Below are 17340 nucleotides of genomic sequence, written 5' to 3'. Positions count from 1 at the left end.
CCCGAACTTCACCTCAGACTGGACGCGTTCCCTAAGTCTTGGGAAGAATAGCTCAATCAGATCAAAAGGGAATGGCATTGTCCCATATTGCATCCGTAGCGGGAGAGGATTCGGACAGCGCAGGCGCCGAAACCAGGACCTTTGCCGATATCGGCGGCCTTCTCGACTTTTATGCACGCAAGACGCCGGCGGCACCGGCTCTCCTCGCGCCGGGCCGGCCGGCCCTCACCTACGCCAAGCTGGGTGAGTTGATCCAGCAACTGGTCCGCACCCTGCGGGGGCTCGGCATTGCCCCTGCCGACCGGATTGCCGTTGCGCTGCCGCGCGGCGCCGACAGCGCACTGGCGCTGATTGCGGTCGCCTCGGCCGGCGCCTGTGTCCCCGTCAATCCGGATCTGACGGCCGACGAGCTGCAACGCTATTTCAGCGAATTGAAGCTAACCGCGCTCGTCACCCGGGCCGACATGAATTCACCAAGTCGTGACGTTGCCAAGGCGCTCGATATCGTGGTGATCGATTTCGTGCCGGGACCGAACGACAATCTCGGCGGCTGCGCGTTCATCGGCCCGGCAGTCGGGCCGGCCTGCACGAGCGGCGCCTCGCGCGGCGACGATGACGCCTTCATCCTGTTGACGTCAGGCACGGCGGCGCGGCCGAAAATGGTGCCGCTGACGCAGCGCAATGTGTGCCTGTCCGCATACAATGCCGGCCGCGTGCTGTCGCTCGCAGCCCACGACCGCCTGCTCAATGCCCTGCCGCTGTTTCACGCCCATGGTCTGATCTCCGGCCTGCTGACGGCGCTGGCCGCGGGCTCCAGCGTGATCTGCACCAACGGTTTCGACGCATCGTCCTTCTTCGGCTGGATGCGGGAGCTGCGACCAACCTGGTACACGGCGGTGCCGACCATCCATCGCGCGCTGCTGACGGCGGCCGAGGCCGACCCGGACCGCGCCCGGTCATCGTCGCTGCGCGTGATCCGCTCGGCCTCGTCCTCGCTCGCGCCCGCGATCCTGAACGGGCTCGAGGCGATGTTCGGCGTTCCCGTGCTCGAAACCTACGGCATGACCGAAGCGGCCTCGCAGATCGCGGCCAATCCGTTCGAGCTGCGCAAGATCGGATCGGTCGGCCGCGCTGCGGGCCCCGAGATCGCGATCATGGACGGGGCGGGCCGCACGCTTGCGAGCGGCGAGCATGGCGAGATCATGCTGCGCGGGCCGAACATGAGCCGCGGCTATTATAATGACGAGGCGGCGACACGGGCCGCCTTCCGCAACGGCTGGTTCCGGACCGGCGACCTCGGTTATCTCGATGCCGACGGCTATCTCTTCATCGTCGGCCGCATCAAGGACGTCATCAACCGCGGCGGGCAGAAGATCTCGCCCCTGGAGGTCGAAGAGGTCCTGCTGAGCCATCCGGCGGTGCTGGAGGCCGGCGTGTTCGCCGTTCCGCACCAGAAGCTCGGCGAAAACGTCGCCGCCGTCGTGGTGCTGCGCCCGAATTCCGAAGCAACTCCGGACCAGCTTCGGCAGTTCGCGCGCAAACGTCTTGCGGCGTACAAGGTGCCGAGCCTGATCCGCGGCGTGGCCGCACTGCCGAAAGGTGCGAGCGGCAAGGTCAAGCGCAACGCGCTGGCCGATCTGATCGCAACCGCGGAGCATGGCGACGAAGCGCAATTGCCGCGCAACGCGCTGGAGACCCAGCTCGCGGGGATCTGGGCCGGTCTGTTGGAGCTGCCGCAGGTCGGCATCGACCAGGATGTCTTTGCGCTCGGCGCGGACTCGCTCGCGGCGACGCAGATGCGCTCGCGCTTGCGCGAACGCTTCAATGTCGACTTCTCCTTCGAGGACATCTTCGATTGCGCCACGGTCTCGGCGCTTGCGGCCCGAATCGAGACCGCCACAACCCATCGCGAGACGATGGTGCCCGCATGGCGCCAGGCGGCGGCAGACGCACCGCTGTCGTTCCAGCAGCAGCGGATGTATGTGCTCTCGCGGCTCGATCCGACCCGTTACAATTACAACGTCGTCGAAGTCGCCGTTCTCAAGGGCCTGGTCGACGTCGCCGCGCTTTCTGCGAGCCTCGCCTCGATCTGCGCTCGCCACGAGGCGCTACGCTCGGTCTTCATCGAACGCGAGGGCGAGCCGGCGCAGCTTGTGCTGCAATCACCTCCGCGATTCGAGCGGATCAGGCTCAAGCCCTGCGCGGCGGACAAGCGGGCCGCAATCATCCGGCGCGAGGCGCTCGAGCTCGCACAATATCCGTTCGACCTGGCGCGCGAGCCGCCGCTGAAGGTCACCCTGCTGTCGTTCGACAAATCCAGCCACGCGCTGGTGGTCAACGTCCATCATCTCGTCACCGACGGCTGGTCGCAACGGATGTTCTGGGAGGAGCTTGCCGCCCATTATTCCGCCGCGCGCAAGACTAGCGCTGTGACGTTGCCCTCGCCCGCCTTCCAGTATCGCGACTTTGCGCTATGGCAGCAAAGCTGGGCTCAGACGCCGGCGGCGAAGGAGCAGCTTGATTACTGGCGGACCCAGCTCGACGGCGTCACCACGCTGCCGCTGCGGACCGACCGGCCAAGGCCGGAGGTCTGGAGCGGTCACGGCGCCCGTCACTATCTCGAATTCTCCAAGGCGCTATCAACCGATCTGCGCGCGCTCAGCCAGGACCAGGGCGTCACGCCTTTCATGACGCTGCTTGCGGCTTTCCAGTGCCTGCTGTTCCGCCACACCGGACACGAGGATGTCGCGACGGGATCGCTGATCGCCAACCGCAACCAGATCGAGAGCGAGCGCCTGATCGGGCTGTTCGCCAACACCCTGATCCTGCGCAATGATTTCGGTGGTGATCCGGGCTTTGGCGAGATGTTGCGGCGGGTGCGGCAGGTCACGCTGGATGCCTACCGCAACCAGGACCTCCCGATCGAGGAAGTGCTGCGCGCTCTCCAGATCGCGCGCCGGAGCGACGGCAATCCGCTGTTCCGGATCATGTTCATCCTCCAGAACGCCTCGATCGAGGCGGCACGTTTTCCGGGCCTGTCGACGCGGCGGCTGGAGGTCGACCCGAAAGTCGCGCGTTTCGACATCACGCTCGAACTGGTCGAGGCCGACGGCCGCTTCACCGGCTTCTTCGAATACGCCACCGATCTGTTCGACGCGGCGACCATCGAAACCATGGCCGCTCAGTTCAAGACCCTGCTAAAGGCCGCGATCGCCAATCCGGAGCAGCGCATCTCGCGCCTGCCGCTTCTGACGGAGGCCGAACGCCGGCAGTTGCTGGCGAAAGGCCAGGGCGTGGTGGCCAATTTCACCACGCGCGGCAATCTTTGCGAACGCCTCGAGCGCCAGGCGAAGAAGACGCCGAACGCGATCGCCGTCTCCGACGGCCGCACCTCCCTGACTTATCGCGAGCTCGCCCGTCGCAGCCAGGCGGCCGCACGCTGGCTCGCGCGCGAAGGTGTCGGCGCCGAGAGCGTTGTCGCCTTGCTTGCGGATCGCGGGCCCGACCTGCTCGCCGCGATGATCGCCGCGCAGCGCGTGGGCGCAGCCTTCCTCAATCTCGATCCCGACCAGCCGCCGGCGCGGCTTGCGACCATCCTTGGATCGAGCTGCGCCCGCATGCTGCTGATCGGGCGCGCCCAGTCGATCATGGTCGAGGCGCTGCTCGAACCGCTGGTCGAGCGCGTTCATGTCGCCGAGCTCGAGGACGCGATCGCACCCGGATCGACCAGGCCGGCCCGCGCCGCGCGGCGCGCAGCCGCGAGCCTCGCCTATCTCATCTACACATCCGGCTCCTCCGGCGCGCCGAAGGGCGTCATGATCGAGCAGCGCGGGCTGTCGAACCATCTGGCGTCGCTCATTTCCGAGCTCGGCCTTACGGCCACGGACGTGATCGCCCAGACTGCGCCGCAGAGCTTCGTCATCTCGGTCTGGCAGTTCCTTGCCGGTCCCATGGTCGGCGCGCGCGTCCATGTCTGCGCCAACGCAATCGTGCAGGACCCGATCCTGCTTGCGCGGGAGATCGAGCGTGAAGGGATCAGCGTGCTCGAGATCGTCCCGTCGCTGCTGCGCCTGATCCTCGACCGCATGGACGAAGCGCAGGTCCAGCGCGCCTTTGCGGGATTGCGGCTCCTGATCTCGACCGGCGAGCCGCTGCCCGTCGATCTCTGCCGCGCCTGGTTCGCCCGCTGCCCGAAGGTGCCGCTGATCAACGCCTATGGCGCGTCGGAATGTTCCGACGACGTCTCGCTTCATCGCCTGACCAAAGCGCCGGCGGCGGCGACGAGCAACGTCCCGGTCGGCGCGCCGCTGCCCAACACCCAGCTCCATGTGCTCGATCAAAACCTCCAGCCGCTTCCGGTCGGCGTGACCGGCGAGCTCTGCATCGGCGGCGCCGGCGTCGGCCGCGGCTACATCAACGATCCCGCGCAGAGCCGTCAGCGTTTCCTGCCCAATCCGTTCTCGCGCCAGGACGGCGCGCGGCTGTACCGGACCGGCGACCTCGCACGCCGCCGCGCCGACGGCACCATCGAATGCCTCGGCCGCGCCGACCATCAGGTCAAGGTCCGGGGCTACCGTATCGAGCTCAAGGAGATTGAGAACGCGCTTGCCGACCATCCTGCGGTGCGCGCCGGCATCGTCGAGCCGCGCCGCGAGGCGAGCGGCGATGTCAGGCTGATCGCCCATATCGTCGCAAGGGCCGGCAGCCAGAGCAGCGCCAGCGAGCTGCGCGACTTCCTGAAGAGCCGGCTGCCGGGCCATGCCATTCCGTCCGCATTCCTGTTCCTGGACCAGATGCCGCTCAATGCCCATGGCAAGATTGACCGGTCGGCGCTGCTGGCGCCCGCGCAGCAGGACGTCTCCGGACCGGACGCCGCCGTGCCGGCGCGGCACTTCACCGAAAAAGTGCTCTCGGACATCTGGGTCGACCTGCTGAAGGTCGAGGGCCTCGGCGTGACCGATAATTTCTTCGATCTCGGCGGCCATTCGCTCCTGGCGGGCCAGGCGATGGCGCGCGTCGCCCGTGCGCTCGGCGTGTCGCTGCCGATCAAGACCATCTTCGAGGCTCCGACGATCGAAGAACTCGCCCGGCGGGTTGACGAGGCCGTGGCAGCAAAGCCGCGAAAGCCGGCAACAGGCATGCTGCGGCCTGCTGAAAGCGGGCTCCCAACGCTCTCGATCGCACAGGACCAGATGATGCGGATCGAGCAGAACCTGCCGGGCCTGCCGCTGTTCAACCTGCCCTTTGCCTTCCGCCTCCAGGGCCCGCTCGATCCGACCACCCTCGCGCAGGCGTTCGGCGACATCGTGCGCCGCCACGAATCGCTGCGGACCGGATTCGGCCGCAGCGGCGAAGAGCCCGTCAGCCGCATCGCCACGCCCGGCGAACTCGGACCGGTCCTCACGATCGAGGTCATCGGCGACGGACGTCCCCACGACAACAAGCGGCGCAAAGCACTCGAACTCAGGAAGATCGATCTCCTGATCGAGCAGGAGACCTACGCCCCGTTCGACACCGCGCGGCCGCCGTTGTTGCGGGCGCGGCTGTTGCGGCTCCATGCCGACGATCATGTGCTGCTGCTGACGCTGCATCATGCCATTGCCGACGGCTGGTCGATCGGCGTGCTGTTCGAGGAGCTGTCCAACCGCTATGCGGCGCTGGCCGGGCGTCCGTCCGTGCCGCTGCCGAAACTGCCGCTCGCGTTTTCGGATGTCGCCCGCTGGCAGCGCTGGTGGTGCGGCACCGACGCCGCCCGCCGTCAGGCCGCCGACTGGACGGAGAATCTGCGCGGCGCGGCCCCCGTCTTCGACGGTGAAGCAAGCCCCGGCGCGTCCACCGGGCACCACCCCGTCAGCCTCGAGCGCGAGCTGATCGGCCGGCTCACGGCGTTCGCCGGGCGGCATAACAGCACGCTGTTCATGTGCCTTCTCACCGGCCTGAAAGCCCTGCTGCTCGCGCAGAGCGGCCGCAACGACATTTCGGTCGCCACCGCCATGGCCAATCGCGCCCAGCCCGATACCGACCGGGTCCTCGGTCCGTTCGAGAACACGGTGATCGTCCGTACCCGAATCACGCCGGAGCTGTCGTTCGCGCAAGCCCTGGCCCGGGTGCGCCAGAGCGTGCTCGACGCGCATGCGCGCCAGGAGCTGCCGTTCAACATCCTGGCCGACCATCTGGAGCAGGAGGGGATCAATCCGGCCTCGCTGCTCCAGGTCTATTTCACCCTGCAAAATCCGCTGCGCCAGCCGCTCGATCTGGCCGACGTCACGATCGAATCGATCGGCAACGTCGCGCGCGAAGGCCAGCCGGTGCTGCCGATCGACCAGACCTGGCTGTCGCTGATGCTCAAGGAGCGCCCCACCGGAATCACCGGCTCATGCAATTACAAGGGCGAGCTGCTCGACGGCCACAGGGTCGGTGAGTGGATGGCGAATCTCGTCGCGCTGCTGAATGCGGCCGTCGCCCACCCCAACACGCCGCTCGGCCGATTGCTCGCTCGCAGGGCGGCATGACCGGCTGTACGGGACGGGAGAACACAGGTTCACTCGTCAAAGCTGTGAATGACCAAGTTGCAGCTTGATTATTTGGCGCCAGCGCGCAAGATTATTCTCTCGATTTGATTTGGACGATTATTTTCAACCGGGGAGTTTGTTATGGGTTTCATCAAATTTACCAAGGGTACCTCGTTGAGCGACAAGGACCGCAAGGCCCTGCAAAAGCTGCTGGGCGCCGAGAAGAAGAAGCTCCAGTCCGCGCTCAAGGATGTCGACGCCAGCCTTTCGATGCTGGGCGGAGCGAAGAAAGCCAAGAAGAAGAAGTAAGGATCGTCGGCCGGGACGCCGCGCGAATCCTCGGGCTTCACTTTCCGGATATGGGCCGCTCGCTCGTCGAGTTGGGGTCTCGCACAAGCTTGCGCCTGTAAACCGGCCTGCAAATCGACAAGAAATTGCCCGGGTGGACCGTTAGAAGCGGTCCGCTCAGTTGATTCTTGCTCAGTTGATTCTTCCGTCAGGGCCGGAGACTTGGCCTCCGCCTGACGCCATGGGCCCTTTTGATGGCAGACGACAGAATTGAACTGTTTGTCGGACTGATCGAGACCATTGACGCGCCGGGCGCAATCGATGCGTGCCGACGCCTGCTCTCGGTCGACGAACGGATCCGCGCCGATCGCTTCATGTTTGAGCGGCATCGGCGGCAGTATATTTTCGCGCACGCGATGCTGCGCCTGGCGCTGTCGCAGGCCGCACCGAACGTCGCACCCACCGATTGGTCCTTCGGGGCCGGCCGCTACGGGCGGCCGTTTGTCGCGGCGCCCGCGACCTCGACCGCGCTGCATTTCAGCCTGTCCCATGCCGATGGCTGCGTTGCCTGCGTCGTGTCCGGGCATGAGACCGTCGGCGTCGACGTCGAAACCGTGTCACGGCGTGTCGCGCCATTGTCCACCGCGCTTCGCTTCTTTGCGCCGGAGGAGGTCGAATCGTTACGCGGACTGCCGGAGCCCGCCGCGATCGAGCGCTTTTTCGACTATTGGACGCTCAAGGAGGCCTATCTGAAGGCAAGGGGGTTTGGGCTCAATTTGCCGCTCGACGCTTTCGCGATGCAGGTGTCCCGGGAGGCCATCGAGATCAGCTTCAAGCCCGATATCGCCGACGATCCGTCAGGCTGGCGATTCTCGCTGTGCTCGCCGTCGCCCTCGCATCGCCTCGCGATCGCCGATGGCTCCCGCGCGCATGGCGGCCTTCCCATTACCCGCAATGCCTGGCCCTTCCAGGAAGCAGCTGAATGACGCCGCTGCGGCTGCGCGTCTTTCCAGCGATCTCGCGCAACCGCGATCCCAAGAAATATGTCGGCGAGCTGATGCGAGTGGCGCAGTTCGCCGATCGCAACGGCTTCGAAGGCATCCTGCTGTTCGAAGGCAACGACGTGTCCGTCGAGCCCTGGGCGATGGCCCAGCACATCATCGGTAAGACCACGCGAAGCTCGCCGCTGATCGCGGTCAATCCGGTCTACATGCACCCGTTCGCCGCGGCAAAATTCGTCTCGTCCTTTGCGCAGCTCCACAGCCGCAAGGTCTATCTCAACATGATCACGGGGACCGCGGTCAGCGACCTGCACGGGCTGGGCGACGAGCAGTCGCATGCCGACCGCTACGTCCGGCTCAGCGAATTCGTCGCGCTGATGCGCCAATTGCTGGAAAGCCCCCGCCCGGTGAATTTCGAGGGCCGGTTCTACCGCGCGAGCAATCTGCAACTTCGCCCGCGCCTGCCGGCGGAGCTGATGCCGGAATTCCTGGTCGCGGGCCAATCGGAGGCGGCGCAGCGCGTGGCGAAGGAGACCAGCTGCATCAAGATGCAGATGTTGCCGCCCGATCTAGATCGCGGTCTCGATGTATCAGGAATGAACTTTGGCATCTTCGCCCGCGAGGGACGCGAGGAAGCACGACAGGCCGCTAAGGCACGCTTTCGCGACAATCCCGATGATCGCGAGCTGCTCGCGCTCACCGTGGAGAACAGCGATTCCGTGTGGAAGCGGCGGCTCTATGACGGCCAGAGCGGCGAGCTCGCTGACAATGGCTACTGGCTGCTGCCGTTCCTGACCTTCCAGGCCGACTGCCCCTATCTCGTCGGCAGCTACGCCGAGATCGGCGCAAAGCTGAAGGATTTTGCAGCGAAGGGCCTGACCACGATCATGCTCGACATGGTCGCCGACGAGGCCGAGATGCAGCACGTCTGCAAGGCGCTCGCGGCGAGCGGGATGTTTTAGGACGGCACGCCGAGCGGACTGAGCCGTGCCAACGGCTCGCTGTCCTCCGGCCGTCGCAAGAGCTGCATGACATGCCGCTTCAGGCGCACGAACTCCGGTTCGGTCACGAGATCGTGGCTGCGTGGCCGCGCGAAAGGCAGCACGACATCCTCAATCACCCGGCCGGGTCGTGCGCTCATCACGACGATGCGATCGGCGAGGAACAATGCCTCGTCGATGTCGTGGGTGACGAAGACCGTGGTGGTCGGGATCTTGCTCCAGATGTCGAGCAGGACCTCCTGCATCATGCCACGCGTCTGCGCGTCGAGCGCACTGAAGGGCTCGTCCATCAGCAGCACCCGCGGTTGGTTGATCAGGACCCGCGCGATTTCCACGCGCTGCTGCATGCCGCCCGACAATTGCGCCGGATAGAACGCCTCGAAGCCGGAAAGGCCGACCAGCTTCAGGATCGCGTCGGCGGCGCGGTCGCGCTCCCTCCTCGCGAGGCCCCGCATCTTCGGGCCGAAGGCGACATTGTCACGCACCCGCTTCCAGGGAAACAGCGTGTGCTGCTGAAACACCATGCCCCGGTCCGGGCTCGGACTCTGGACCTGCTGGCCGTCGACCGTGAGACGGCCAGCCGTGATCGGCAAATGCCCGGCCAGCGCGCCGAGCAGCGTGGATTTGCCGCAGCCGGAGGGACCGAGGATGCAGACGAGCTCGCCCGGCGCAATCGCGACATCGAGACCGCTGACCGCTTCGAATGCGTCACCGCCCGATCCGAGTGAAATCGAGACATCGGCGAAGTCGATGCGACCGACGCTCTCGGTGCCGATATCCGCGACCCGGATGTTCATCTCGCCACCTTCGGGCTACGCCAGGGCATCAGAAGCCGCCCGGCCGTCGTCAGCAGCCAGCTCGATCCCATGCCGAGCAGGCCGATGATCAGCATGCCGACGATGATGTCGGCGTAGTTCTGGAGCGTATAGGCTTCCCAGGTGTAATAGCCGATGCCGAACTGGCCCGAGATCATCTCCGCGGTGACGAGGCAGAACCACGAGGTGCCCATGCCGATCGCAAGCCCCGTGACGATGCTGGGCGCGGCGTCCGGCAGCACGACTTCCCTCAGGATCGCCAACTTCCCCGCGCCGAGGCTGCGGGCGGAGGCAACCAGCCGGCGGTCGACATTCGCGACACCGTGGACGGTGTTCAGCACGATCGGAAACAAGGCACCGATGAAGGTGATGTAGATCATCGACAGCTCGGACGACGGAAACATCAAGATCGACAGAGGAATCCACGCCACGGCCGGAATCGGCCGCAGCAATTCCAGCGGCGGCAGCAAGAGATCGCTCGCGGCGCGCGAGCGGCCAATCGCGAAGCCGAGGAATACGCCGATCACCACCGCCGCCCCGTAGCCCGCGAACACGCGCCAGAGGCTGCTGGTGACGTGTGCCGTCAGTTTCGGCGAACGAAACAGGGCGAGCGCGGATTGAACGACCTCGACCGGCGGCGGCACGTTGCGGAAGGTCACGATCCCCAGATTGAGATGCGTTGTCGAAGCGACCTGCCACAGGGCAATGCAGGCCAGGATCGAAAGACCGCGGACCATCCAGCGGACGGCCGCAGGCCGCGCCTTGATAGCGGTGGCCATCGCCTCACCGGCTCGCGACGAGGGACTCGCGCGCGGCCGCGAAGTCGAGCACAGCGCCACCGTTCTTCTTCGACCAGCCCTCGGCCGCCTGCTTGAGCAGGAAGGCGCTCAGCTCGCCCTTGGTCGACCGTACGAACCAGGCCTGGTTTGCGAACAGCTTAATACCACTCTCGCGATCCTGAGCGTAGACGACGCGGATGGTCTTGCCGTCCTTCTCGAGGCCGGCGAGCGCCTTCAGCGCGTTCTCGGGCGACGCGTAGTGACGCACATGAGCCTCGTCTTTGACCCAGATCTGCGCGACGCGGCTGAAGTCGCTGATCTCGGCGCCCGTTGCGGCGTCCTTGGCACGAAGCGGAAGCTGCGCGTAGTTCTTCAGCTCGGCGTCATAGTCGCGCCCCGCATGCGCGGTCGCAACGCGGATGAACTTGTCGGTGACAAACTGGTTGATATCGAGATCGCTGTCGGCGCGCTTGAGCAGCTTCAGCGTCTTGATCGAGGTGGCGACCGCCTGGCGGTATTCCGGCTTCCAGGTCACATCGCGGGTCTGAAGACCGAGCGGGCCGTGGAAGAGATAGTCGACCTCCGCCTCGATGCCGGTGACCTTCGCGATCAGCTCGCTGTATTTCTCCGGCTCCTCCGCGATCAGGCGATCCGCCTCGATCGCTGCGCGCAAATAGGCAACGACGATCTCCGGATATTTTTCGGCGTACTCGGCATCAACCAGTCCGCCGTGGAACGTCGGCGCATTGGCCTGCGCACCATCAAAGATCTTGCGCGCAAAGCCGCGCCACGGGAACAGCTCGGCGAACGGAACGAAGTCGGCATGCGCCTCGATCTTGCCGGCCTGCAAGGCCGGCCCCGCAACCTCCGGCGCCTGCGTGATGATGTTGACGTCGGTCTCGGGATTCCAGCCCTTGGCCTCGATCGCCCGAAGCAGCATGCCGTGCGAGGTCGAGGCAAAGGGAACCGAGATGGTCTTGCCCTTGAGCTCATCGAGCGATTGCACCGGCGAGCTCGACGGCACCACGATGCCGTTGCCACTGCCCTTGGTGCTGCCGGACAGCACGCTGATGAAGAGGCTGCGGCGGCCAGCCTTCTGGAACGCCACGCCGTTGAGCGAGCCCGGAAAGTCAGCCATCGCGCCGAAATCGAGCTTGCCTGCGACCATCTCGTTGGTGAGCGGCGCGCCGCTCGTAAAATTCTTCCACTGGATGTCGTAGGTGACATCCTTGTACTTGCCGTCATGGGGCAGAAATTTCTCGAGTAGCTTGAGCTCGTGAATGAGCAGTCCGCCGGTCGCGCAATTGATCGTCGTGTCCTGCGTCCCGACTGCCACACGGATCGTCTCCGCCTGGGCCGGCGCGAACATCGCAACGGTGATGGCCACACTGGCCACACTGAGTCTCAAAGAGCTGAATTCGATCATCGAACTGTCCTCGGGGAGGCCGGGCGCGCGCCGGCAACAATGCTGGCCGGCACTATCGAAGGCGTGGCGCAACGCTTGAAGCAATTACTTGCATCGCTGTCGCAGGACGTTCGCGTCATGATTCCGTCGCGCAACGACGCAAAGGATTTTCTCAGGACGAAGCCATGGACAGAGGAATCGTTTCGCTGCCGGTCGCCGCGCATGTCAAGCTTTGCTAAGTGATTTGGAACGATCGCAAAGAGATGGACATCGCACCATCGCCGCACTTACCTATTCGCAAGCCCCTGGAGAGCTGACGGATTGCGATGACCATACTCAAGGAAGCTGCCGCGACCGAGCCTGCCGCTTTCGCCGACCGGCCTCATGCAGGCGTTCCGTTCGACTGGACCGACCACAAGAAGACGCGGCGGGTCCGCAGCACACGCGCGAGGCCCGCGAGCTCGGCGCTGTTCATGAGCGAGACGATCGACGGGCTGAATGCCGGCGCGCATTTCCTCGACCGCTTGTCCGCGTCGGAGCAGGCGCGCGTGCACGCGGCCGGCCGCATCATCACGGTGCCGCAAGGCGAGATGGTATTCAGCCAGGGCGATGGCCACGACGGCATCTTCATCATCCGCCGCGGACAGGTTCGGGTCTACTACACCGCGCCGTCGGGCCGCGAGATCACGCTCGCCTATTGGACGCCGGGACATTTCATCGGAGGCCCCGAGATATCCGGCGGTGGCATTCACATGTGGTCCGGCATCGCCATCGAGGCCTGCGAGATCACGACACTCTCCGGCCCCGCGCTCGAGAAGCTGTTGACCGGCATGCCTGCCTTCGCGCTGGCGCTGATCGACGGCCTCATCGCCAAGGGCAAATGCTACTCCTCGATGGCGCAGATCCTCGGCACGCGATCGGTGATCGAACGGCTGGCGCAATTCCTGCTCACGCTGTCGGAGTTGCACGGCACGGCCGACGGCGACACCATCATCATCAATCGCAAGATCACGCATGACCAGATCGCGGCCATGGTCGGCTCGACCCGGCAATGGGTGACGATGATGCTGAAGCGGTTCCAGAACCGCCGCATCATCGCCATCGACGGCAGCAGCATCCGGATCAAGCGGATCGACCTGCTGGAGCAGATTTTGTTCAGGGATTGAGGCGCGGCAGGCGGAGACGAGTGCGATCCTTCTCCCTCTCCCCGTTCTTACGGGGAGAGGGTTGGGGTGAGGGGCCTCTCTCCGCGAGTGAGATGTTCGTGAGACCTGTACCCCCTCACCCGGAATTTGCTCACGCAAACTCCGACCTCTCCCCGCAAGCGGGGAGAGGTTAAGAACCGGCCTCACCGCGCCTCTTCGAATCCGGCCAGCACCGAGGTCAGGTTCGCGCCCAGAATATCCGAGAGATAGCCGCCCTCCTGCACGAACACGGTCGGCAGGCCCAGCTTCGCGATGGCCTGGCCGATGCGGCGGAAGCCCGGCGTGGTGACGGCGAGGCCCTTCAGTGGATCGTGCTCGGAGGCGTCGAGGCCGAGCGCGATGACGAGGGCGCCGGGTGCAAAGGATTCGATCGCCTTGCGCGCGACATCCATCGCCTGGATGTAGCCGTCGTCGCCGGTGCCGATGGCCAGGGGGATGTTGAGATTGGCGCCGAGGCCGGGTCCTTCGCCGCGCTCATGCGCGTAGCCCCACACATAAGGATAGTACGCGATGGGGTCGGCGTGGATCGACACCGTGTAGACGTCAGGGCGCGTGTAGAAAATACCTTGCGTGCCGTTGCCATGGTGTACGTCGACGTCCAGGATCACGACGCGCTCGTGCTTCAGACGCAGATGCGCCGCGGCGATCGCGCTGTTGTTGAGGAAACAGAAGCCACCGGCCATGTCGCGGTAGGCGTGATGGCCGGGCGGACGGCAGAGTGCATAGGTCGCATCCTCGCCGTCCATCACCATCTGCGCTGCCGTGACCGCAACGTCGGTAGCGGCGCAGGCCGCGGCCCAGGTGCCGGGACCGATCGGCGCCGCGGTATCGGCGGTGTGCCAGCCGAGTCGGCCTACGATGTGAGTGGGATAGGTCGCGGCATGACGCACGGGATGGATGTTGCCGATCATCTCCGGGCCGGAATCGCCGAGCGCGGTCCAAGCATCCCAGGCTTCGCTGAGGAACGAAAGATATTCCGGGCTGTGAATCCGCGCACGCGGCCCCTGTCCGAATGTCGTCGGTTCGACCAGTTGATGCTTGCCGTCCATCAACCCCTTGAGCAGGCGATCGGCGCGCTCGGGCTGCTCTGTGGTGCGCTTGACGACACCGCGAACCAGGAAGAATTGCGGATCGTGGCTGCGATGCAGTTCGGTATGGACGGCTTTCACTCAAACACTCCGTGGTCGCGTTGACGGTGCCCACAGATGTCTAAATGCCTGCGGCGGCCAGATGCAAGCAAGAAGAGTGCCGCCGCTTTGGTCCTGCTCTGCGCCGGAGGCAGACCGCCCGTGACGCTCAGCAACGCCCGCGCTGGAGGCAGTGCTCGCGGCCCTGCTGGTCGGTGCGGAAGGACTCGACGAAGCCGCCCTGACGCTGGGTGACGAACACGGTCTTGCCGTCGCTGCCGCCGAAGGCGAGATTGGTCGGCTCCTTGCCCTTCAGTGCGATCTCCCGCTCGACCGCACCATTGGGCTTCATCAGCGCGATGGTGCCCTTGAGGATGCGCGCGACATAGAGACGGCCGGCGACGTCGGTGCGCAGGCCGTCGACGGTGTCGGGCTGAAAGGCTTTGACGAGTTTTGCGCCGGTGAGCTCGTTGCCGCTGACGGTGTAGGACCAGATCTGGCCGCTGCTGGATTCCCCGACATAGAGCGTCTTGCCGTCAGGGCTGAGGTCGATGCCGTTGGTGGTGCCCATCGCGCGCGGCGCCGGCATCACCCGCCCCTGCACCGTGCCGTCCCCAGATTTGGCGATACGCCAGATGTGGCCTTCCCTGCCCTTCCAGTTCGGATCACTCGCATAGATCGTGCCGTCGCGCGCGACCGTGATGTCGTTGGGCTGGTTCATCTCGTCGGAATGAAACCAGACGACGGGCTCGCTCGCGCCCTTCTGGATCGCTAAGATGTTGTGCTTCTTGTAATCGGCGATGAACATCGTGCCGTCACGCGCGAAGCGGATGGCGTTGCCGACGCTGCCCTCGGGCAGTGCCGTGAATTGCTCCGAAGCGGCGCCGCCGACCGGCAGCTTGCCGATGGTGCCGGGCTTGCCAAAGTTGACTACGAAGAGATTGCCGTCGAGATCGGCCGCCGGCCCTTCGATGCCGAAGGTGTATTCGCCCGGCGGCGTCACCTGCACGCTTTCGAACAGCTTTGTTTCAGCATGGGCCGCCGATGCCGCGATGACGAGAAGGACGCTACTGCACAGGCACCAGAAATTCCTGCCGGATGTAATAGCCATCGTCGTCGCTGCACTCGCCATTCAGATAGGGGTCGGCAGGCCGGAAGAACCGGCTGAAGCCGGGTTTGTCTACAGCGCTCCTTTGTGTCACGACAACGACCTTGGCGGCCGGTATTTCGCCGCATTCCTTGTTGGTCTTGCCAAAGAACTTGCGCTGCGGCGGGCCGGACTTGATCCGCATCCGCGTGCCCGGAACCATTTTCGCAACCAGCAGGTCTGCGGTATCGAGCAGGCGCGTGTAGCCAGGTTCGGTCCTGGGCAGGCCTTCACCGCCCGGCGGCATCAGCTTCTCGGCGCCGATGCCGCGCAGCCGCGTGCGCAGCTTGCCGGAGTCTGGATCGCCCGGATAGATCCAGCCGTCCTGCGACAGCATGAAGCGCAGCACGGTCGCGTCCTTTTCCGCATCCGATTGCCCAGCCTTCAGGCCGAAATCCGAGTGGCAGCCAACGCAATGCTTCTCGACGAGGCCCTTGCGCAGCGTCGTGAGCCGGACACCGTTCTGCGCGTCCCTGGCGACGAAGGCCGCGAGCTGGTCGATCATCGCCTGGCTGCGCATGTCGCATGGCAGCGGCACCGGCGCGTCACCCGCGGCGCGGTCGATGCGGATCACGGTCTTGTTCTTGTCCTCCACCAGCCAGATTGCGCCGTCTGCCGCGACAGTCATACCGACTGGCGCGCCCTGCGGCCGCGCGCCGTTGACGCGGTGCCAGCCGGCGATCAGCTCCTCGAATGGCGCGGCCGCGACGTCGCCGGCCCCGGTCTGAAAGCTGTGGGTCGGATCAGCCGCGCAACTGACGTGGTAGCGCACCGGCGCCGGGGCGGGCTTCGGGAAGCCGTGGTCGTCGACGTCATAGACGAGGACGCGGCTGCCGGTCGGGCGATAGCCGTGCAGGCCGACCAGCAGCTTGCCTTCCAGCTCCGGGAATTTCACGCCGTGATAATAGAGCATCGCGAGCGGCGCGCCATGCGGCGGCATCAGCGAGAACGGCGCCTTGTAGAACGCATTGGCCGTGCAGAGCGACTTGTAGACCCCGGATTGCAGCACGAGCTTGAATTCGGGGCTCGGCGTCGACAGGTCGTAGCAATAGGGCCAGCCATAATGCCTGCCCTGCTCTATCGCATTGATCTCCTCGTTCGGCTTGAAGATGTCGGGCAGGTCACGGCCGTTCTCGCCTTGCAGGAAGGCGTAACCCGCATCGGGAAAGTTGGGATGCAGCGCCAGCGCCATCGAATTGCGCAAGCCGCGCGCATAGACGGTGTGCGGCGGGTCCGGATCGGCCGGCTTCAGCGCCGGGAAGGTGGCGCCTGCGGGCGGTGTGAACAGCCAGATCGAGGCCATCGCGGACGCGCCTTCGGCCGCCGCGCATGGCCTTGTGATCGGTGCCGACGTGATGCAGTCGTCGCTGTGCGAGCCGACATTGACGAACAGCCGCCCGTTCCTGTCAAAGACGAACTGCTTGAGCGGATGCGCGCTCTCGTCGAGCCTGGTGCCGTCAGGCAATGTGATCCGGCGGCCGGGCATGTGCCGGATGATGGTCTCGACCGTGCTGCGGGGATTGTCGGCGAGCGGATCGAACCGGAAGATCGTCTCCGCGGTCGAGGCGTACAGCTTCTTGTCCGGGCCAATCACGAGGCCGAACGGATACTCGACACCGGTCAGCAGCTCCTTGAACCGCTGCCCCTGCGGCGCATGCGGATCGAGCAGCAGCAGCCGTCCATCGGTGTGGCCCCAGCCACCCATGTCGGCGACCACGAACAGGTCACGGCCCGGCACCTGGATGATCGCGCGCGGAAATGTCAGGCGATCCTCTTCGGAGGCGACGAGACCGGCGCAGAATCCCCCCTTCATGTCGATCTGGATTCTGGGAAAGGCGAGATCGCCGCTGCCGCAGGTTTCCGTGCCGATCGCGTAGCCGCTTTTCCTCACCGGCTCGCAGGAGGCCCCCGGGGCAAGACCGAACAGCGCTCCGGCGACGATCGCCGCAAACAAGCTTCGGCGTTCATGCCAGAATGTGAGCTGGTTCACGGCGATCCCCCGGACTTTCGGTCCAAAGTTGTTCCATGCCATGGGAACGCCGTCCAGTTGATCATCACCC

The 17340-nt window shown here is 65.3% G+C and carries 11 protein-coding genes; 5 read left to right on the top strand and 6 right to left on the bottom strand.

All coding sequences use genetic code 11. The features are described 5' to 3' along the window. Positions 1–71 precede the first annotated feature (71 nt). The 4 genes from AC5ZFO_RS31460 (at position 72) to AC5ZFO_RS31445 (ending at position 8763) form a co-directional block, all read left to right on the top strand. On the top strand, positions 72–6512 hold the full coding sequence (locus tag AC5ZFO_RS31460; protein WP_282524535.1) for a non-ribosomal peptide synthetase: 6441 nt from the start codon (positions 72–74) through the stop codon (positions 6510–6512). A 141-nt stretch (positions 6513–6653) separates the two neighbouring features. Next, entirely contained in the window at positions 6654–6821 is a 168-nt protein-coding gene (locus AC5ZFO_RS31455; protein ID WP_208084878.1) for a hypothetical protein, read from the top strand. A 233-nt stretch (positions 6822–7054) separates the two neighbouring features. After that, positions 7055–7786: a 4'-phosphopantetheinyl transferase family protein gene (locus tag AC5ZFO_RS31450; protein WP_282524536.1), complete on the top strand. Its 732-nt coding sequence runs from the start codon at positions 7055–7057 to the stop codon at positions 7784–7786. Beyond that, positions 7783–8763 (top strand): LLM class flavin-dependent oxidoreductase, encoded by a 981-nt coding sequence (locus tag AC5ZFO_RS31445; protein WP_282524537.1) that lies wholly within the window; start codon positions 7783–7785, stop codon positions 8761–8763. The genes AC5ZFO_RS31450 and AC5ZFO_RS31445 overlap by 4 nt, the downstream gene beginning before the upstream one ends. Here the strand turns inward: AC5ZFO_RS31445 and AC5ZFO_RS31440 are convergent. The 3 genes from AC5ZFO_RS31440 to AC5ZFO_RS31430 are packed head-to-tail and all read right to left on the bottom strand — an operon-like array spanning position 8760 to position 11765. After that, entirely contained in the window at positions 8760–9599 is an 840-nt protein-coding gene (locus AC5ZFO_RS31440; protein WP_282524538.1) for an ABC transporter ATP-binding protein, read from the bottom strand. The genes AC5ZFO_RS31445 and AC5ZFO_RS31440 overlap by 4 nt on opposite strands. Continuing rightward, positions 9596–10396: an ABC transporter permease gene (locus tag AC5ZFO_RS31435; RefSeq protein WP_282524539.1), complete on the bottom strand. Its 801-nt coding sequence runs from the start codon at positions 10394–10396 to the stop codon at positions 9596–9598. The genes AC5ZFO_RS31440 and AC5ZFO_RS31435 overlap by 4 nt, the downstream gene beginning before the upstream one ends. Positions 10397–10400: 4 nt before the next feature. Beyond that, positions 10401–11765 carry an ABC transporter substrate-binding protein gene (locus AC5ZFO_RS31430; protein WP_282524573.1) on the bottom strand — a complete coding sequence of 455 codons (1365 nt, stop codon included), beginning with the start codon at positions 11763–11765 and terminating at the stop codon, positions 10401–10403. Positions 11766–12127: 362 nt separating this feature from the next. On the opposite strand from AC5ZFO_RS31430, the gene AC5ZFO_RS31425 reads away from it, so the two are divergent. Next, a complete protein-coding gene (locus AC5ZFO_RS31425; protein WP_404979864.1) occupies positions 12128–12967 on the top strand; it encodes a Crp/Fnr family transcriptional regulator in 840 nt (279 codons plus the stop codon). Positions 12968–13149: 182 nt separating this feature from the next. Here the strand turns inward: AC5ZFO_RS31425 and AC5ZFO_RS31420 are convergent, their stop codons facing one another. The 3 genes from AC5ZFO_RS31420 to AC5ZFO_RS31410 all read right to left on the bottom strand — a co-directional run bounded on the left by AC5ZFO_RS31420 (position 13150) and on the right by AC5ZFO_RS31410 (position 17270). After that, positions 13150–14175 (bottom strand): histone deacetylase family protein, encoded by a 1026-nt coding sequence (locus tag AC5ZFO_RS31420; protein WP_282524540.1) that lies wholly within the window; start codon positions 14173–14175, stop codon positions 13150–13152. Between the two features lie 127 nt (positions 14176–14302). Then, on the bottom strand, positions 14303–15244 hold the full coding sequence (locus tag AC5ZFO_RS31415) for an SMP-30/gluconolactonase/LRE family protein (RefSeq protein ID WP_282524541.1): 942 nt from the start codon (positions 15242–15244) through the stop codon (positions 14303–14305). Next, the gene (locus tag AC5ZFO_RS31410) at positions 15201–17270 is read right to left on the bottom strand and encodes a PQQ-dependent sugar dehydrogenase (RefSeq protein WP_282524542.1); all 2070 of its coding nucleotides are present in this window, start codon (positions 17268–17270) and stop codon (positions 15201–15203) included. The genes AC5ZFO_RS31415 and AC5ZFO_RS31410 overlap by 44 nt, the downstream gene beginning before the upstream one ends. Positions 17271–17340: the final 70 nt, after the last annotated feature.

The sequence above is a fragment of the Bradyrhizobium sp. Unk1 genome, from assembly GCF_059512345.1.
This window is presented reverse-complemented; position numbering and strand designations above follow the sequence as displayed.